Source organism: Nocardia sp. NPDC049707, from assembly GCF_040674855.1.
GTDB lineage: Bacteria > Actinomycetota > Actinomycetes > Mycobacteriales > Mycobacteriaceae > Nocardia.
This window is the reverse complement of the sequence record NZ_JBFANN010000038.1, coordinates 38,816-56,532: the sequence shown is the minus strand read 5'-3', so window position 1 is coordinate 56,532 and position 17,717 is coordinate 38,816. Positions and strand designations below refer to the sequence as shown.

Here is a 17,717-nt window from a genome sequence, read left to right as displayed (position 1 = left end):
CGAAATGAGAAGCGCAAATGAAGCCGCGACGTCGCGCGGGCGAAACGACCCGGCGCACGCACCCATGCTGGCCACCATGGAGCTCATCGGCCAACGCTGGATCCTGCGCGTCCTCTGGGAATTGGAACCCGGCCGCCTCGGCTTTCTCGAACTGCGCCGCCGCATGGGCAACTGCTCGTCGAGCATGCTCTCGACCCGCCTGCAATACCTGCAGAACGCGGGTGTGATCGCCAAGAACGCGGACAAAACCTACGAACTCACCCCCGCGGGCCACGAACTCACCGCGGCCCTCCAACCACTGTGGAGCTGGTCCGAACGCTGGACCCCGCAAGCCCCCGCTTCCGAGTAGGACCTACAACAAAGGCGGTCCCCGGGCGCTACCGAGAACCGCCTTTGCCCTACCGCAGGGCTACTTCAGGCGGAGCTTTCCGAACAAACCTTCCTTCTCGTCGTGCGGGCCAGCGGTGAAGTACAGCGAATCGGCGTCGCCGAGGCTCTCGCCGTTGCCGAACATCAACGCCCACAGACCGTCGATCTCGACCGGCCGGCCCTTCTCATCGCGCAGATAGTCGACGAATTTGCCGGTGGCATCGTCATAGGCGAGCACATGGCCGAGACCGCCGAAGTTGCCGACCAGCAGCTTGCCGCCGAGCGGACCGAAGTTCGCGGGAGCGACCGCGACGCCCCACGGCGCATTGAGGCGGCCACCGTCGTCGAGGATGCGCACCAGCTTGCCGTTGCCGTCGAACTCCGCGACCTTACCCTTGGCCGGCTTGCCCTTGGCGTCCTTCTCCTGGTCCTTGTCGAGCGAATCCTCTTCGGCCTTGTCGAACTTGGACGCGTTGTGCTCATCCGGCTTGGTATCCGCGTAGGAGACGAATACGCGGTTGCCGATGGTGGTCACATTGAACGGCGCGGGATCGCCGGGCTTGGCCGCCTTGCCCTTATCCGGTGCCGCCGCGTCGATCTGGTCGCCGGTAGCGAAGGGGTTGGCGAAGCCGACGGTCGGGATCAGCTGCCAGTCCTTGTCGAAGGTGCGAATCTGCGGGTTCTCACCGAAATCGGCAGCGAGCAGCTTGTCACCGGACGGGGCGAGCGCGATGCCGAAGAACGCCATGCCCTGGGCCTCGCCATCGAAGACCAGATTCGCTGGACCGTCGTGCCGGATGATCGCGCCTTCGGGACCCTGCTCGGTCCAGGCCGAAATCTTGCCGGAGTCGGTAGCGAAGATGAACCGCGACGAACCAGTCAGCAGCACCGGCGCACCATCGACGTCCACCGGCTGATCGCGCACGACGAACAGATCGGAGGTGATGGGAGCGCCGTTGAAGACGACGCCGGTGGTCTTGCCGATGCTCTTATCCGAGGTGTCGGCATCCGCGCCCGGAATCGTGACGATCTTCAGCGGATCCTGGAACAACTTCTGCACCTTGGGATCCGCGGATGCGCTGACATCGCCGACGAATTGGAAGGACTTACCGCCGGCACCGACCCAGAAGTGCCCACCCTCCCCCTTCGGGCGATCGGCGATTCCCCACGCGTTCACCATGTCCGGAAAGGTGTACTGCGCTTTGTATTCGGCCTTGTTGGCGGCGAGGTTGGTCTGCGCATAGTGATTGCCGTCGAGGGCGGGCACTTCATCGTTCGACGACTTCGAATCCGAGCATGCCGCGGCCACAACCAGGGCAGCGCCGAGCACCGATGCGCGCAGCAGACCGTTGCGGGTCCGCGACCGCCAGGCACCGGTGCGGCGCGATTCACTAAGGCGTGCGTTCAACTTCTTCGTCCTTTCCAGCCACTCGCAATCTCATTTAGCGATTAGGCGACGCTAACCTTAGCTTGGAGGAATTTCGACCGCATGGGAGCACCCCGGATCCGACAGGTTTAAGCTGTCGCGCGTGGTCGCCCCCCAACCTGCCATTGCCCCCCATCCCGATATCGCTCCGCTTGCACCATTGCTCGGCACATGGCGCGGACCCGGGCACGGTGAATACCCGACCATCGAGTCATTCGACTATGTCGAAGAAGTCAAGTTCGGTCACCTGGGCCGACCATTCCTCACCTACCGGCAGCGCACCCGCGCCGCCGACGGCAGCCGGCCGATGCATGCCGAAACCGGTTATCTGCGTTGCCCACGCCCGGATCACGTCGAGTTGATCCTGGCCCACCCGACCGGCATCACCGAGATCTGTGAGGGCAGTCTCACCATTGCCGATGGCGAACTGCGTATGGAGTTCGAATCGACCAGCATCGGCCGCAGCAGTACCGCGAAAATGGTGACCGCTCTCGGCCGTTCGATCGTATTGACCGACGACACCATCGAATACACACTGCGCATGGCCGCGGTCGGCGAACCATTGACCCACCACCTTGCGGCTACCTTGCACCGTGCCTGACGGCCACCGCGTCGCACGCACCCTCTGGTGACCAACTCGCGTATGTGCCGAGCGCTAGCTGCCGAATCGCTCCGTCGACGGCCGTTACGCCGCTGTCTCCGGGATCAGTAGCCCGCAGGTAGGGCGGCGAGCATATCGCGCGTCACCGCGACGGCATTATCCGAACTGCCGCCCTTGACCAGCAGTGTCGCGAAGGCCAGATCGCCGCGATAACCGACGAACCACGAATGCGAGCCACCGTCGACCTCGGCCTCCCCGGTCTTCCCGTACACCTCGCCCTGGTCGGCAATGCGTTCGGCGGTACCGCCGGTGACCACTTTGCGCATCATCAGGCGCAAACCATCGATCACCTCGGCGCTGAGAGCCGGACGGTCGCCGTTGATCTCGGTGGTTCGTCCGGCGATCAGATACGGCACCGGCGCCGATCCGTGCGCGACGGTCGCGGCCAGCACCGCCATTCCGAACGGACTCACGACCACCTTGCCCTGTCCGATACCGTCCTCGGTGCGCTGGATCAGATCGTCGTCCCGTGGCACCGAACCCGATTCGGCCGGCAGCCCGGGAATCGTATACCGCTGTCCCACACCAAATTTCGCGGAAGTATTAGACAGTGCGTCGCCCGGCAGCTCACTGGCCAGCTTCGCGAATGCGGTATTGCAGGACCGCTCGTAGGCGGTGGCCATCGGCACATCGCCGAGTTGGAAGAGGTTGTAGTTCGGAATCGTCCTCTCCCCGATGATAATTCGGCTCGTACATGGCAAAACCGTTTCGGGAGTGGCCTTTCCAAGCGTCATCGCGGCCGCCGCGGTCACCGTCTTGAACACCGAGCCCGGCGGATACTGGCCGATGGTCGCCACCGGACCGTCACGGTCGGCCGCCTTGTTCTGTGTGACAGCGAGAATCGCGCCGGTCGATGGTCGCAGCACCACCATCATGGTCTGCTCCGCGCGGCCGTCGACGGCGCGCTGTGCGGAGTTCTGCACATTGCGGTCGATGCTGAGCGAGAACGACGGGGCCGGTTGTGCGGGTTCTTCGGTCAGTACGTCGGTATCGGCGCCGTTGGCGTTCATGGTGACAACGCTCCAGCCCGCCTTGCCATCCACCTCGGCGATCACCGTCTTGCGCACCTGCGCGAGCAGATCGGGTGCGAAATCCCGGTCGGTGGGGACCATATCCCACTGCTGGGTCACTGTTACTCCGGGCAGACCGATGAGATCGGCACTCACCTGCTCGAATTCGTTCTCGCTCAAGAGCGCAACGGTGTACTCGCCCTTGGCGGCGTACGCCGCGCTCAGGATCGCCTCGGGGGTGAGCCGCTCGTCGAAACGGTTCAGTGCCGCCGCCAACGAGGTCACCGTATAACCCGGATCCGGTGCGGTGGCCAGGGTGAACATGACCCGAGATACCTTGCCCGGCACCAGCACATCGCTGCCGGACTGCTCGTTCACCCTGGCGCGCGGGGCCGGGTTGGCACGCAATGCCATGGTCTGGGTGTTGCCGAGTTTGGGATGGATATCCGAGGATGTCCAGCGCACCATCCAGCGGCCGTCACTGCGCCCCATCTGCAATTGTCCGGTGTATTTCCAGATCCGGTCCTTCGGCAGATGCCACTCGTAGGTGTAGTCGACGGTCGCGGTATCGCCGGCGACCCTGGCCGCGCCGGTATGCGCGCGCAATTTCTCGGCCTGCAACTCGTCCCATGTGGCACGTAGTGCGGCGGTTGCCTTCTCAGGCTGACTGGTGAGTTCGGCCGCGGCCTCGATGTCGTGGTCGGTGAGGGCGGCAAGGAAGGCTTCGGCCGCTGGCACCGGTCCCTGTGGGCTGGCCGAACAGCCGGATCCCGCCGCCGCGAGTGCCGCGACGGCCAGCGTGATGAGCATGCGAGTCGACATCGGGACAGATCGTATAGCCAACGGCGAGCAAACGGCTGTGGCGCACCGGTGTTCGGCGCCGCGTTCAATCGAGCAGCACGGTCGCGAAGGTGGCGATCTGCCGGAATCCGACCCGGCTGTAGGCCCGGCGGGCGATGTTGTTGTAGTCGTTCACGTACAGACTGGCGGTGCGGCCGGATGCCACCACCGCATTCGCCACCGCGGCCGTGCCTCGGGTGCCCAGGCCCTCGCCGCGACGTTCTGGATGTACCCAAACGCCCTGGATCTGCCCGGTGCGCCGGGACAGCGATCCGACCTCGGCCTTGAACACCACTTCGCCGCCCTCGAAACGCGCCCAGGCACGGCCGGATTCGATCAGGCTCTGGATCCGGCGCCGATAGCCGCGGCCGCCGTCACCCGCGCGCGGATCGACCCCGACCTCCTCGGTGAACATGGCGATCGCCGCAATGAGGTAGCGCTCCAACTCATCCGGCCGGACGCGGCGGACCTGCGCGTCGGCGGTAGCCCGTGCGGGCTGGCCGAGGGCGAGCAGCGGCTGCGCACCGCGGAGCTCGCGTTCCGGTCCCCAATGCGCGGACAACATCTCCCACAGCGGCAACGTCAATTCCTGACGCCCGACCACCGACGAACACACCCGCGGCCAGCGGACCGCCCGCGCGGCGAAGGCGCGCAATGCATCCTCGTCGCCGCGCAGGGGCACAAGATTCGCACCGGAGAAGCACAGCGATTCGGCCGGACCACCCCGACTCCACAGTTCACCATGGCCGACGCCGGTATCCAGACCGAATTCCTGTAACCGCGCCGCCACCATGCACGAGGCGATCGGATCGCTATCCAGCACCCGTAGCACCTGTGCCAGATCCCGGTTCGCGAGCTGACGCGCGGGGGCATCCTTTGCCCGTCGCGCCGGCTCCAGCAGACTCCGCACATCGCCAGCCTGCCACGAATCGCTCGACTGTGGTACGGCTACTCGGGAACCCGCGATCGCTCGCTGGTCGCTCGAAGAGTCAGCCGACCGTGACCACGGGTTCGCCGGCGACGACTGTCTCGCCCATCTCTTCGGCAATGCGCATGGCCTCTTCGATCAAGGTCTCCACGATCTGCGCCTCCGGCACGGTCTTGATGACCTGACCCTTCACGAAAATCTGGCCCTTGCCGTTACCCGAGGCGACACCGAGGTCGGCCTCGCGCGCCTCACCCGGACCGTTCACCACGCAGCCCATTACGGCCACCCGCAGCGGCACCTCCATGCCCTCCAGACCGGCGCTCACCTCATTGGCCAAGGTGTACACATCGACTTGGGCGCGGCCGCAGGACGGACAGGAAACGATCTCGAGCTTGCGCGGGCGCAGGTTCAGTGACTGCAAGATCTGCCCGCCGACCTTGACCTCCTCGGCCGGCGGCGCGGACAGCGACACCCGAATCGTGTCGCCGATGCCCTCGGACAGCAGCGCACCGAATGCGACGGCGGATTTGATCGTGCCCTGGAACGCCGGACCGGCCTCGGTCACACCGAGGTGCAGCGGGTAATCGGACCGCGCGGCCAACTGACGGTAGGCCTCGACCATGACCACGGGATCGTTGTGCTTGACCGAGATCTTGATATCGCCGAAGCCGTGCTCCTCGAACAGGCTCGCCTCCCACAGCGCCGATTCGACCAGCGCCTCCGGGGTCGCCTTGCCGTACTTCTCCAACATCCGCTTATCCAGCGAACCGGCGTTCACGCCGATGCGAATCGGAATGCCCGCCGCGCCCGCGGCCTTGGCCACCTCGCCGACCCGGCCGTCGAATTCCTTGATATTGCCCGGGTTCACGCGCACTGCGGCACAACCCGCATCGATGGCGGCGAAGATGTAGCGCGGCTGGAAATGGATATCCGCGATAACCGGGATCTGGCTCTTGCGCGCGATGGTCGCCAGTGCGTCGGCGTCCTCCTGACGCGGGCAGGCAACGCGCACGATATCGCAGCCCGAGGCCGTCAGTTCGGCGATCTGCTGCAGGGTGGCGTTGACGTCGTGGGTCTTGGTGGTGGTCATCGACTGCACGGAAATCGGGGAATCACTGCCGACGCCCACATTGCCCACCATCAATTGGCGAGTCTTGCGGCGAGGCGCGAGAACGGCCGCGGGTGCGGTCGGCATCCCCAATCCGATTGTGCTGGTCACTTTCGGCTGCCTACTTTCGTGCGTACTTTTGGGCCGTTCGCCTATCGAGCTTAACCGCGCACTGCGGCTACTCACCCTGTGACAGCCATGACATGAGTCATGACGCACAGATGTCCCGGAATACCAGCAATCCAGCCTTCGCGGTGGCTATCGCGGTACAACCGCGACAGGTTGGGGCGTCAGCGGAACAACTGGATCGGATTCACGATGTCGGCGACCAGCGTGAGCACCATATACGCACCACCGATCACCACTGCGACATAGGTCACCGGAAGCAGTTTCAGATAGTCGACCGGACCGCCCGGTGCCAGCCCCTTCCAGCCGCGCACGGTATTGCGGATCTTCTCGTAGAGCACCACCGCGATATGGCCGCCGTCCAGCGGCAGCAGCGGCACCAGGTTGAAGGCGCCGAGGAAGAAGTTCAGGCTGGCCAGGACCAGGATGAACACGCCCCACAGGCCGCGCTCGGCGGTCTCGCCGCCGATCTTGCTCGCGCCGTACACACTGACCGGGGTTTCCGGATCGCGCTCGCCGCCGGTCACCGCGGTCCACAGCGCGGAAACCTTCTGCGGCAGCTGGGCCAGCGATTCCACGGTGCGCACGAACATCTGCCCGGTGTACGCGCCGGCGGCCGGAATCGCGGCCAACGCGTTGTACTTCAGGGGTTCGTAGTACTCCGAACCGACGCCGACCGCGCTGACTTCACGGCCCGGACCGTCCTCGGGATAACGCGTGACGCGTTCGGGAGTGACCTCGATGGTCTTGGTCTGACCGTCGCGCTCGATGGTGTAGGTGAACGGGCCGGTCTGCTTCTGGGTTTCGGCGGTGAACTGCTGCCAGGTCGTCACCTTCACGCCGTTGACGGCCTTGACCACGTCACCGCGCTGCATCCCGGCCCGCTGCGCCGGACCGGTGCCCTGGCAGTCGGCCAGCGATTTATCCGGATTCTGCTGGGCGACGCATTTCATCGCGCCGATGGTGGTGGCGGGCGGCTGGTCGAAGCGCGGCAGGCCCCAACCGATCGCGAGCACGACCAGCAGCAGAAAGCCGAGCACGAAGTTCATCCCGATCCCGCCGAACATCACGACCAGGCGCTTCCAGGTGGCCTGGCGATACATGGCCCGGTCGAGATCCTCCGGTGCGAGTTCGTCCAATGCGGTCATGCCCGCGATATCGCAGAAGCCGCCGAGCGGCAGCGCCTTGAGGCCGTATTCGGTTTCACCGCGCCGGAAGGAGAAAATCTTCGGACCGAAGCCGATGAAATAGCGCCGCACCTTCATGCCGGTGGACTGAGCGGCCCACATATGCCCGCATTCGTGCAGCGCGATCGAGATCGTGATGCCGAGGGCGAACAGTACGAACCCCAACGCGAACACCATTTGCTGTACAGCCCTCCTGCGTTACGCAGCTCGCCTCGAATGAAGTGCCGCCGCCCACAGTGGCCGCGACTACCCGCACAGGCGCGTCCATCCGCACCGCGAGCACCCCGACCACAGTAACCGGACGCCGACCAACCCTCTCCGTCAAGTCTGCCAGGCCGCCGTCCTTCGGCGCGTCCTACGCCGTTCGATCTAGCGGTTGACCAGTGTGCGCGCGTAGTCGCGGGCCCAGGTATCGGCGGCGAGTACGTCTTGCAAGGTCTCCGGTTCGGTGCGCCACTGATCGGCCGCCTCGACAGCGCGGGCGACGGTGCGCACGATATCCGGAAAACGAATGACGCCATCCAGAAAGGCTTGCACCGCAATCTCATTCGCCGCGTTGTAGACCGCGGTCACGCTGCCGCCCGCGCTGCCTGCCTGCCTGGCCAGCTCGACCGCCGGGAATACCGCATTGTCGACCGGCTCGAATTCCCAGGTCGAGGCGGTGCTGAAGTCGCATGCGGCGGCTGCGCCCGGCACGCGATCGGGCCAGCCGAGGGCCAATGCGATCGGCAGCTTCATGTCGGGCGGGCTGGCTTGGGCCAGGGTGGAACCGTCGGTGAAGGTGACCATGGAGTGCACGATCGACTGCGGATGCACCGTGACATCGATGCGGTCGTAGGGCACACCGAACAGCAGATGCGTCTCGATCAGTTCGAGGCCCTTGTTCACCAGCGAGGCCGAATTCAGCGTATTCATCAGGCCCATCGACCAGGTCGGATGCGCTTTCGCCTCGGACGGGTTCACCGATTCCAGCATTTCGGTGGTCCAGCCGCGGAACGGGCCGCCCGATGCGGTCAACACCAGCCGATCCACCTCCTCGGCCCGGCCGCCGCGCAGGCATTGGGCGAGCGCGGAGTGTTCGGAGTCGACCGGCACGATCTGCCCGGGTGCGGCGGCCCGGGTTACCAGCGAGCCGCCCGCGACGAGGGATTCCTTATTGGCCAGCGCCAAGCGGGTGCCCGATTGCAGCGTGGCGAGGGTCGGTTCCAGGCCGAGCGAGCCGACCAATGCGTTGAGTACGACATCGGCCTCGGTGCGGCGCACCAGTTCGGTGACCGCGCCCGGACCGCTCAGCGCCAGGTCGAGGTGGGCACCCGCGGCCGGATCGGCGACCGCGACATTGCGGGTCCCGGTGGCCGCCATCTGCGCCGCGAGCAGTTCGGTATTGCCGCCGCGCGCGGCCAAGCCGACCACCTCGAACTTATCGGGATTGGCGGCAATCACCTCGAGCGCTTGGGTACCGATGGAACCGGTACTGCCGAGCAGAAGGACTCTCACAATGTCGGACACAGCCCCATTGTGGCAGCGGGGCCAGCGCCGGACCCGAAGACGGTAGCCTGCGTAACCACGTAGGGCGCCGCTGACACCGCCGATCAAACACAGCCCTGCTGGCTACGACGAGCGGTCGTATGCCACGATATCGGCAGCAACGCCCACACCGAGCTAAGGAGCGATCGTGGCCGCCACGGAACTCGAACCCACCAGTGACCGCGCAATCGTCACCCACGTGGATACCGCCGAGGTTCCGTCCGCCGCATGGGGCTGGAGCGGGGAATCGCGCCGCACCTTCCGCGCCGCGGGCTGGATCGTCTGCTTCATCCTGGTGGCCATGACGATCGGCAACCACAAGGGCCATGTCGAGGACGTGTTCCTGGTCGGCTTCGCCATCCTGCTCGCGGTCATCATGATCCGCGACTCGATCCTGCGCCGCAAGCCTCGATAGTCCACGCCGAAAGGCATCGACTCGGTTGCGGATTCGCCCGCCTAACGCCCTCGTCGCTTGGCGGGCTTTTTCTTGGCTCCGGTGTTCTTGACGACGCTTTTCGCGGCCCCCCTCGTCGAGCGCCTCGCGGCGGTCTTCTTCGGCTCGGTCTTCTTGCGCTGCGCCTGGGTGCGCGAACTGCGTTCCGAGCGGCCGCGCACGATACCGACGAACTCCTCGATCAGCTCGGTGGTCTTTGTGGCGGGCCAGGCCAAGGCGATTTCGGTTTCCGGGACGCCCATCATCGTCCGGTAGACGAGGTCGCGACGGGCGTGCAGGCGGGCAATGGAATGCGGGACGATGGCGACGCCGACACCGGCCGCGACCAATTCGATGGTGCCCGCGATCGCATCGATATCGCTCGCGTCCTGGATCCGTTCACCCGCCAGATCACCCATGCCCACCTGCTCGAACAGTGACAGGGTGTGGTCCTTGGGCACTACAACGACGGGCAGCTCGCGGTAGAGCGGAATCGCGCTCAGACCCGCACGATCGATGGGTAGGCGAACGAAGCAGGCGTCGACGCGCCCGTCACGGAGCGCGGCGAGTTGTTCTGCCATCGGAATCGGGATCACCTCCAGCGCAGTGTCCGGAAACCGCTCACCCCAGATCCGCGTCCACTTGGAGACCGTGACACCCGGCACGAAGCCGACCCGCAGCACGACATCCGCAGTGGCCACGGGCTCGGGCTGCTCGGCGCGCGCGATGATATCCCTGGCATCGCGCAGCAACTGCTGTCCGGCCGCGGTCAGCTGGGTCGACTGCGCCCCGGGCACAAAGAGTTCGGTCCCCAATTCGTGCTCCAAGTCGATCACCGTGTGACTCAACTTCTGCCGCGAAATGTGCAGCGATTTCGCCGCGCGGGCGAAATGCAGTTCCTCGGCAACCGCGACGAACCAGCGCAGGCGAGTCACATCGATGGATTCGGGGTTCATTCCTATGAGCGTATTGCCCTCGAGGCCGGGGACTCGCGAGGTGGGTGGTCCGGAGCCGCGGCGGGCCGGATAGGAGGTGGCCTCGCATACTCGTCCAAGCGCAACAGACCGCGGGCAGACTGCGTCCGGCTGTGCCCATTAGGCTGTACGGGTGAGCCCGGATAAGAAACCGCAGACCATGAAGCCGCTGACCGCGGCGAACAAGCTCGGCATCTACCTTCCGGCGACGCCTGAGGAATTCCGCAACTCCCCGATCTCCCGCGCCGAACTCGAAGAACTGCGCACCAATCCCCCGGCTTGGCTGGCGGAACTGCGCAAGACCGGACCCTTCCCCCGCGATATCGTCGCCCGCAAACTCGGAGTTTCCAATACCGGCCTGGCCCGCGCCGAAGTCTCCGACGCGATGAACGCCGACGAAATCGCCGACCTGCTCGCCGACCCGCCGGAATGGCTGATTCGCGAGCGCGAGAACTACGCCGAGGTGCGGAAGGAAAACGAGCGCATCAAAACCCAACAGGCCGAACGCCGCGCCGCCTCCAACCGCCCCGCCAAGAACCGCACCTAGCGCGGCCACACCCGGTCGGGGTGCGGCCGCGCTCTGTGCGGGGCGATGGAAGCGGTTATGTCGCACCGGATTTCGTGGTCACCAGTTGGCAGGTTCCATCGGTGCACGAACGCTGCAGTCGGCCACGTGAGAGGGTCTGCAGCAAGCCGATCGCCCAGCAGGTCGGACAGCCACGCAATGCGACGAGGCCGACCGGCAGGAGCAGCAGGCTGACGGGGCCGAGTGCGGGCATCAGCGCGACCGAACCGATTACGGCGCCGAATCCGATTGCGCCACGGACCACATGGCGCGATAACGACGTGCTGGCAAACTCACCCGCCCGTCCCGAACCACCACCCCACATGGCATCGCTATGCGATGTTTCCGTCATTACCGACCTCCAGACTCCGCTGTACCGCCGAACGTGCCCGATGCAGTCGTGATTTCATCGCCGCGGTGCTCAGTCCGAGCAGATCCGCGACCGTTCGACCGCTGTACCCCTGCACATCTCGCATGATCAGCACCCGCCGCTGATCGACGGGCAGTGCCGCGATCGCCGCGGCCACCCGCTCGGCCTCCAGGCGATTGATCGCCTGCTCTTCCGCCGATGCGACGGCCGAGTCGGGATTCGGTTCAGCCCGACGCGTGCGCAACCGCAGTTGCCGCAGGCATTCGTTGCGCACGATCCGAAACATCCACGAGGCCAACGCACCCGATGCCCGCAGCGTCCCGATCTTGCGGTACAGAATGATCAACGCCTCCTGCGCCGCATCCTCGGCATCCTCCGGCGTCGCGCACAGCGAGTAGGCGAATCGCCGCACATGCGGATGCGATCCGGATACCAGCGTGCTGATCGACTCGATATCGCCCTCGCGCGCCGCGGCGACGAGATGTTCGTCGGGCCAGCACACCCCGGTCACTGCGACCGGCTCCGCCGCCGCAGCACGGTGATACTGCACGCACAAATGAGCAGTGCTCCAACAACAATCGCGGCAAGGATCACGTCAACCTCCCGATCTCGTGCCGGCCGTGTTGCCGACACAAGTATGAGAGGTGTAACCCGCGCAAAGGATTCACCGCGATCGTGCGTCGCCGCCTGATCAATGCAACAAATGAGCAGGCATTGTTACTATGTGCCGAAGGACATAGAGGAGGTGCGGTGGCTGAGGCCGATCGAGCACCGGCGGGCGTCGATCCATCCAAGCCGAATGCAGCTCGGGTGTATAACTACATGCTCGGCGGTAAAGACAACTACACGGTGGACCAGCGGGTCGCCGAGCGCATGCTCGCGGTCGCGCCCGACACCAAGACGACGGCATGGTTCAGTCGCAAATTCCTCCTCAGAGCCGTGGAAGACGCTGCCGTGGCGGGGATTCGGCAGTTCATCGATATCGGTGCGGGCATCCCCATCGCACCCAACGTGCACCAGGTCGCGCAGAAGGTCGACCCCTCGGCGCGCGTGGCGATGGTCGACTACGACCCGGTCGTGTACGTACACACCAACGCGCTGCTGTCCAGCACATCCGGCGTCACGGCGATACTTGGTGACATTCGCCGACCGGACGAGATCATCGAGAAGGCGAAGACCGAAGGGCAGATCGACTTCGACAAGCCGGTAGCGATTCTGATTGTCGGCGTGCTGCACTTCGTGATGGACGATGAGCGGCCGGCCGAGATCATCGCACGCTTGCGCGATGCCATGGCGCCAGGAAGCATCCTGGCCTTCACCCACGGATCCGCGGATACGATCCCGGAGTTCGTCGCGCGGTCGACCGGCGATACCGACGGCAGCTCGGCGCAGGTCCGATTCCGGACCCCGGAAATGGTGGCGGCCTACCTGGACGGCTTCGAGGTGGTCGAACCCGGGCTGGTACCGGTACAGGAATGGCTCGGCAACGACCTGCCCCCCACCAAGTTGGTGATCTTGGGCGGCGTCGGACGCAAGCCCTAGGTGTCGGCGAGCGTATCGGCCCGCGCTGCGAGCGCATCGGCGATCGGACGCGGGCGGCGACCGAGGCCACAAGCGCTCGCGACGCCGTCGACCGGTCTGCCCAGTGCGTTCTCGATCATCCGTAAGGTCTCGACCTGCTGTGTCACCGTGGGCGTGTCGTGGACGAATCCCGCATAGAAATTGGTGCCATCGCCGAGGGACAGGTCCGCAAGAGGTGCGTAGTACGCGGGATTCGTCGACGGCGGGATATCTCCCGCAGCGAGCGGACCGTGCACATAGGTCAGCGGGCGATCCGACGGCCACTGCCGGACAACGGAATTGGCCAGGTCCACGAACGGGCGCAGATCACGCATACCGGCCCGGGACTTGTTGTGCATACTGCCGACGCACAGGTGCACGCCGAATCTGGTTCCCGCAGGGGCGGATTCGGCCAGCGTGGCAATCCCCTCACCCAGACGCAATGCCGCGTCCAGTCGTCGGTGCAGTGGTTGCGTCTTTGCCATGATGACCATTTCCGCGGTGGCCTCCAGTTGCACGATCCCGTCGGTACCGACCAGTTCCTGGATGGCGGCGATATCGCGCACGGTGGCATCACGGAATGCCTTGCGGTGCAACCGGACACCGGGAATGCCCATGGCGACGAATGCCAACGTGAAATCGGTCGGCATCCCGATTTGGAGGGACAGTTCGGGCAACCCGCGCGCCGCGCGCAAATCCCGGAATATCGGGAGCGCCTCCTCGGCCTCGGCGAGATAGCCGAGGTTCATCATGTCGCCCGTCAGCTCGCGACCGTCCGGGACGCGATGGATGGTCCGCTCCCGACTCGACCCCCACGTGCCCGCCTTCTTCACCTCCAATGCGCCCTGCGCCACCAGATCCTCGATGATCGGCTGGACATAGAACTCGTAGCGACGTGTCTCACCGGTCGGGAGCGTGCGTAGCCGTGACCCCGCGGCATCGAGCATCGCGCCCATCGCGTCGTCCGTACTCGTACCCGGAAAGCTGCCGACGAAATGCACACCACGCGAAACCATGCCGTGCATCGTAGAACGTGTCTTCATCACGCAACCCCATAGCTACGGATCTTCGTGTGCGGTAGGGTGATTCGCCAGAAGATGGCGCGGCGCACAATATTTCCCATTCGGAGGGAACGCGGTGACAAAGAAGCTCTACACCCGAATGCTGGTAGCCGCTACCGCGGCGGCAACAATGTTCGGTGTGGTGCCGGCCGTGGCCGATGCCGATCCGGCCGCCTCGCCCGACCGGTGTCAGGAGCTCACTTTCCCGGTGCCACAGGGGACCCTGGGCGCTACCCTGTGCCTGCCGGACCGGCCGACCGACACCGTCATGGTGTTGATGGCGGGGTCCAACTACAACCACATCTACTGGGATTTCCCTTACGCCCCAGAGACTTACAACTTCCGGCGCGCGATGAATGCCGCGGGCTACGCGACGCTGGTGGCCGATCGACTCGGTAACGGCGCGAGCACTCGCCCGCCGAGCATGACACTGACCGCGACCGCCACCGCAGCAGCCCTGCACGACATCGTGCAGGCCCTGCGCAACGGACTCGCGGGCGGACAACCGTTCGGCAAGGTCGTCACCGGTGGTCATTCCCTGAGTTCCGGAACCTCGGTCATGGAAGCCACCACCTACCACGACGTCGACGGTGTGCTGCTCACCGGATATTCGCACACCCTGAGCGTGCCGGACGTCCTCGGCGTGATCGGCAGCTATTACCAGGCCGTGCAGGACCCCGTATTCGCCAGCCGCGGATACGATTCGGGCTATCTCGTGACCCGACCGGGCACCCGCGCCAGTGCGTTCTTCGGACCGGACAATGTCGATCCCCAGGTGCTCGCGATCGATGAGGCAACCAAGGAGACCTTCTCGCTCACCGAATATCCCGACGGGTTGACCTCCACTCTGCCCGGGATGTCCAGTTCGATCAGCGCCCCGGTCATGCTGGTCAATGGCAGTTTGGACCGGTTGTCCTGCGGACCCGCCTATTCGATCTGCACCGACAGCGCCACCCTGCATGCCGCAGAGGCGGCGTTTTTCACTCCGGCCGCGCGGTTGCGCACCTTCGTGCTGCCAGGCAGCGGACACTCGGTGAATCTCGCGCGGAATACCGCGCAGTATCAGGCAGCCGTTATCGACTGGATGAAGTCGATCGCCGGATAAGTCTGTAGCTCAATCTGCTTGCGGCAGTTGAAGTTCCGTGATCATAACGGGCACGTAGGGGCGCACGACCGCGGCAGCGCGACCGTACGCCTGCGGATCGCACCGGTAACGCACCGGCTGACCCTCGGCCAGCGCGCGGTAGCCCGGCACATCGATATGGCTGTATTCGACGAATACCGGCCATTGCCGGACACCGTCGGGATCGATGAAGCCGAACCCACGCTGTTCGTCGAACCAGGCCACCGTACCGGTCAGCCATACCGAAGTCGGATCGATAACGCTCTCGTGCACGGCCAGCGTGCGGACCAACTCCTCGAACGACCCACGCTTGGCCGCACCCTGCGCGAGCTGTACTTTTTCGATCAGCCCCTTGATCAGTTCGTGCTGTGCGTGCAAGAGCGTGACGACGTCTTTCTGCTGACCGGTGGCCATCGCGTACCTCCTCGATCGGGGACAGAGCGACCGCGGCTCCTCTCGTCCGCGCATACCCGCAAGCGGCACAATCACACCTGAGCCAGGGCCCTGCGGGAGCCGAGTCGGTCATGGAGGCAGTCAGTCCATTGACACCGCCTCCACCGCACCGCCGGTATCGGCATTGCCCCCGACGGCCACATCGGCCTGCGCCCCAATACCCACCAACCGGTCACGGTCGAGCACTGGAACCCGGCCGGATCTTGCACCGATATGACATTCAGTACCTCATGACGACCGCGCGTGAACATGCGCTGCACGGGCTGGAACGCCGAGCGCTGCTAACCTTCGGCGGCGAGTTGTCCGCAGGCGGCGGCGATTTCCTGGCCGCGGGTGTCACGCACTGTACACGGGACGCCCTGTGCGTTGACGCGGCGAACGAATTCGGCCTCAACAGGTTTCGGGCTGGCATCCCACTTGCTCCCCGGAGTCGGGTTCAGCGGGATGACATTCACGTGCACTCGGGAGCCAAGGGCCTTGTGCAGCTTGGCGCCGAGCATATCCGCGCGCCACGGCTGGTCGTTGATATCGCGAATCAGCGCGTACTCGATGGATACCCGACGACCGCTCTTATCGGCGTAGTAGCGGGCGGCATCGAGGACCTCGGCGACCGGCCAGCGGTTGTTCACCGGCACCAGGGTGTCGCGCAGTTCGTCGTCAGGGGTATGCAGCGACACCGCGAGGGTGACCGAGAGGTCCTCATCGGCGAGCTTGCGAATCGCCGGAGCCAGGCCGACGGTGGAGACGACCACGTTGCGCTGAGAAATACCGAACCCGTCCGGCGCGGGTGAAGTGATGCGACGGACGGCGGCCACCACTCGCTTGTAGTTGGCCAGCGGCTCGCCCATACCCATGAAAACGATATTGGACAGGCGGCCCGGACCTCCCGAGACCTCGCCATCGCGCATAGCGGCGGCCGCAGCACGGACCTGATCGACGATCTCGGCGGTGGAGAGATTGCGGTTGAGGCCGCCCTGGCCGGTGGCACAGAACGGGCAGGCCATACCGCAGCCCGCCTGGCTGGAGATACAGAGGGTGGCGCGGTCGGGATAGCGCATCAGCACGCTCTCCAACAGGGTGCCATCGCCCGCGCGCCACAGGGTCTTTCGCGTCTCGCCGCCGTCGCAAACGAGATGCTTTACTACCGACATCAGCGGCGGGAACAGCGCTGCACCGACCTTTTCACGCACCGTAGCGGGCAGATCGGTCATCTGCTCCGGATCGGCCTGCAGGCGGCCGTAGTACTGGCGCGCGATCTGGTCGGCGCGGAACTTCGGTAAACCGAGCTCCTCGACCGCGGCCTTGCGGCCGTCGGCATCGAGGTCGGCGAGGTGGCGCGGCGGCATGCCACGGCGCGGAGCATCGAAGACGAGGGGCAGGGAGGCCGTCATAGTTCCTCCAGTGTCCCATCTCGCGTGAGTGGCCCTGCCCGAAGGTGACCATCACGACTTCCGACGCGACGAAGGTCACGTTCGATCAATCGGCACCAGCAACAGCGAGCTCCCCTTGCCGGGTTGCACAACGTGCCGATCCTCGATGCCGAAACGCGTACACCGGCCATGGCGATCAGCAATGATCGGACCATGACCAGCCACGCCGAGTCGCCGGAGCCGGAGCGCACCGGAGAGGTCACACCCCCGTCAACGACCGGCGGCAAGACGGTGGAGCCATCCGACCGCAAGACAGTGACGACGACTCGGACCGGCCAGACCTGGGTCGGATTGATCGTCGCGGCGCTGATCGGGATCGTGGTTCTGATCTTTATCCTGCAGAACCTGGAACAGCAGCGAGTGGATCTGTTCTTCTGGAACTTCTCGCTGCCGGTCGGAATCATGGTCTTGCTGTCGGTGATCGCCGGTGCATTGGTGATGGCGCTGGTGGGCGGTCTGCGCATTTTCCAACTCCGCCGCGCGGTGAAGCGCTAGCACCATCCCCTCGTCGCCGCCAACGTGGTGGGACGCGCCGCATCGGCTGGAACGCTCGGCCGAAACCAGTA

Annotated in this window: 19 protein-coding genes; 7 read left to right on the top strand and 12 right to left on the bottom strand. The window is 65.2% G+C overall.

Going from position 1 to position 17,717, the window contains the following annotated elements:
- Positions 1-4 precede the first annotated feature (4 nt).
- Positions 5-349: a helix-turn-helix domain-containing protein gene (locus AB0J29_RS27715; protein WP_364792393.1), complete on the top strand. Its 345-nt coding sequence runs from the start codon at positions 5-7 to the stop codon at positions 347-349.
- A gap of 60 nt (positions 350-409) precedes the next feature.
- Here AB0J29_RS27715 and AB0J29_RS27710 read toward each other — a convergent pair whose 3' ends face one another.
- Entirely contained in the window at positions 410-1,684 is a 1,275-nt protein-coding gene (locus AB0J29_RS27710) for a TIGR03118 family protein (protein WP_364792482.1), read from the bottom strand.
- A gap of 205 nt (positions 1,685-1,889) precedes the next feature.
- Here AB0J29_RS27710 and AB0J29_RS27705 point away from each other — a divergent pair, with 205 nt between their 5' ends.
- A complete protein-coding gene (locus tag AB0J29_RS27705) occupies positions 1,890-2,396 on the top strand; it encodes a peroxynitrite isomerase (protein WP_364792479.1) in 507 nt (168 codons plus the stop codon).
- A 104-nt stretch (positions 2,397-2,500) separates the two neighbouring features.
- On the opposite strand, the gene AB0J29_RS27700 is transcribed toward AB0J29_RS27705, so the two are convergent.
- From AB0J29_RS27700 to dxr, 5 genes are all read right to left on the bottom strand, one after another.
- Complete coding sequence (locus AB0J29_RS27700; RefSeq protein ID WP_364792391.1) at positions 2,501-4,288, bottom strand: penicillin-binding transpeptidase domain-containing protein; 1,788 nt, start codon at positions 4,286-4,288, stop codon at positions 2,501-2,503.
- A 64-nt stretch (positions 4,289-4,352) separates the two neighbouring features.
- Positions 4,353-5,216, bottom strand: a complete 864-nt coding sequence (locus tag AB0J29_RS27695; RefSeq protein ID WP_364792388.1) for a GNAT family N-acetyltransferase — start codon at positions 5,214-5,216, stop codon at positions 4,353-4,355.
- Between the two features lie 79 nt (positions 5,217-5,295).
- Positions 5,296-6,453, bottom strand: coding sequence for a flavodoxin-dependent (E)-4-hydroxy-3-methylbut-2-enyl-diphosphate synthase (gene ispG, locus AB0J29_RS27690; RefSeq protein ID WP_364792385.1), 1,158 nt, complete (start codon positions 6,451-6,453; stop codon positions 5,296-5,298).
- 179 nt (positions 6,454-6,632) lie between these two features.
- Positions 6,633-7,832 carry a site-2 protease family protein gene (locus AB0J29_RS27685; RefSeq protein WP_364792382.1) on the bottom strand — a complete coding sequence of 400 codons (1,200 nt, stop codon included), beginning with the start codon at positions 7,830-7,832 and terminating at the stop codon, positions 6,633-6,635.
- 192 nt (positions 7,833-8,024) lie between these two features.
- Complete coding sequence (gene dxr / locus AB0J29_RS27680; protein WP_364792378.1) at positions 8,025-9,164, bottom strand: 1-deoxy-D-xylulose-5-phosphate reductoisomerase; 1,140 nt, start codon at positions 9,162-9,164, stop codon at positions 8,025-8,027.
- A 166-nt stretch (positions 9,165-9,330) separates the two neighbouring features.
- Here dxr and AB0J29_RS27675 point away from each other — a divergent pair, with 166 nt between their 5' ends.
- Positions 9,331-9,597 carry a DUF2631 domain-containing protein gene (locus AB0J29_RS27675; protein ID WP_364792375.1) on the top strand — a complete coding sequence of 89 codons (267 nt, stop codon included), beginning with the start codon at positions 9,331-9,333 and terminating at the stop codon, positions 9,595-9,597.
- A 41-nt stretch (positions 9,598-9,638) separates the two neighbouring features.
- Here the strand turns inward: AB0J29_RS27675 and AB0J29_RS27670 are convergent, their stop codons facing one another.
- A complete protein-coding gene (locus AB0J29_RS27670; RefSeq protein ID WP_364792372.1) occupies positions 9,639-10,571 on the bottom strand; it encodes a LysR substrate-binding domain-containing protein in 933 nt (310 codons plus the stop codon).
- Between the two features lie 151 nt (positions 10,572-10,722).
- Here AB0J29_RS27670 and AB0J29_RS27665 point away from each other — a divergent pair, with 151 nt between their 5' ends.
- Positions 10,723-11,136 carry a DUF5997 family protein gene (locus AB0J29_RS27665; RefSeq protein ID WP_364792369.1) on the top strand — a complete coding sequence of 138 codons (414 nt, stop codon included), beginning with the start codon at positions 10,723-10,725 and terminating at the stop codon, positions 11,134-11,136.
- 55 nt (positions 11,137-11,191) lie between these two features.
- Here the strand turns inward: AB0J29_RS27665 and AB0J29_RS27660 are convergent, their stop codons facing one another.
- Entirely contained in the window at positions 11,192-11,506 is a 315-nt protein-coding gene (locus tag AB0J29_RS27660) for a hypothetical protein (RefSeq protein ID WP_364792366.1), read from the bottom strand.
- Positions 11,487-12,074, bottom strand: a complete 588-nt coding sequence (locus tag AB0J29_RS27655; protein ID WP_364792363.1) for an RNA polymerase sigma factor — start codon at positions 12,072-12,074, stop codon at positions 11,487-11,489. Before AB0J29_RS27655 ends, AB0J29_RS27660 begins: the two co-directional genes overlap by 20 nt.
- A 200-nt stretch (positions 12,075-12,274) precedes the next feature.
- Between AB0J29_RS27655 and AB0J29_RS27650 the strand changes: the two genes are divergently transcribed.
- On the top strand, positions 12,275-13,066 hold the full coding sequence (locus AB0J29_RS27650) for an SAM-dependent methyltransferase (RefSeq protein ID WP_364792360.1): 792 nt from the start codon (positions 12,275-12,277) through the stop codon (positions 13,064-13,066).
- On the opposite strand, the gene AB0J29_RS27645 is transcribed toward AB0J29_RS27650, so the two are convergent.
- A complete protein-coding gene (locus AB0J29_RS27645) occupies positions 13,063-14,100 on the bottom strand; it encodes a hypothetical protein (protein ID WP_364792357.1) in 1,038 nt (345 codons plus the stop codon). The two genes, AB0J29_RS27650 and AB0J29_RS27645, sit on opposite strands and share 4 nt — an antisense overlap.
- Positions 14,101-14,221: 121 nt before the next feature.
- On the opposite strand from AB0J29_RS27645, the gene AB0J29_RS27640 reads away from it, so the two are divergent.
- Complete coding sequence (locus tag AB0J29_RS27640; RefSeq protein ID WP_364792354.1) at positions 14,222-15,250, top strand: alpha/beta fold hydrolase; 1,029 nt, start codon at positions 14,222-14,224, stop codon at positions 15,248-15,250.
- Positions 15,251-15,259: 9 nt separating this feature from the next.
- Here the strand turns inward: AB0J29_RS27640 and AB0J29_RS27635 are convergent, their stop codons facing one another.
- Both AB0J29_RS27635 and rlmN read right to left on the bottom strand, forming a co-directional pair.
- Entirely contained in the window at positions 15,260-15,505 is a 246-nt protein-coding gene (locus tag AB0J29_RS27635) for a cold shock domain-containing protein (RefSeq protein WP_364792476.1), read from the bottom strand.
- Positions 15,506-16,002: 497 nt separating this feature from the next.
- Positions 16,003-17,112: a 23S rRNA (adenine(2503)-C(2))-methyltransferase RlmN gene (gene rlmN / locus AB0J29_RS27630; protein ID WP_364792351.1), complete on the bottom strand. Its 1,110-nt coding sequence runs from the start codon at positions 17,110-17,112 to the stop codon at positions 16,003-16,005.
- A 132-nt stretch (positions 17,113-17,244) separates the two neighbouring features.
- Here rlmN and AB0J29_RS27625 point away from each other — a divergent pair, with 132 nt between their 5' ends.
- A complete protein-coding gene (locus tag AB0J29_RS27625; RefSeq protein ID WP_364792473.1) occupies positions 17,245-17,646 on the top strand; it encodes a lipopolysaccharide assembly protein LapA domain-containing protein in 402 nt (133 codons plus the stop codon).
- The last annotated feature ends 71 nt before the right edge of the window (positions 17,647-17,717 follow it).

Bases quoted from the DNA above. Each gene is read 5' to 3' on its own strand.
- AB0J29_RS27645 (WP_364792357.1), bottom strand. From the start codon at position 14,100: ATGGTTTCGCGTGGTGTGCATTTCGTCGGCAGCTTTCCGGGTACGAGT.
- AB0J29_RS27700 (WP_364792391.1), bottom strand. From the start codon at position 4,288: ATGTCGACTCGCATGCTCATCACGCTGGCCGTCGCGGCACTCGCGGCG.
- AB0J29_RS27715 (WP_364792393.1), top strand. From the start codon at position 5: ATGAGAAGCGCAAATGAAGCCGCGACGTCGCGCGGGCGAAACGACCCG.
- AB0J29_RS27660 (WP_364792366.1), bottom strand. From the start codon at position 11,506: ATGACGGAAACATCGCATAGCGATGCCATGTGGGGTGGTGGTTCGGGA.
- AB0J29_RS27670 (WP_364792372.1), bottom strand. From the start codon at position 10,571: ATGAACCCCGAATCCATCGATGTGACTCGCCTGCGCTGGTTCGTCGCG.
- rlmN (WP_364792351.1), bottom strand. From the start codon at position 17,112: ATGACGGCCTCCCTGCCCCTCGTCTTCGATGCTCCGCGCCGTGGCATG.
- AB0J29_RS27685 (WP_364792382.1), bottom strand. From the start codon at position 7,832: ATGGTGTTCGCGTTGGGGTTCGTACTGTTCGCCCTCGGCATCACGATC.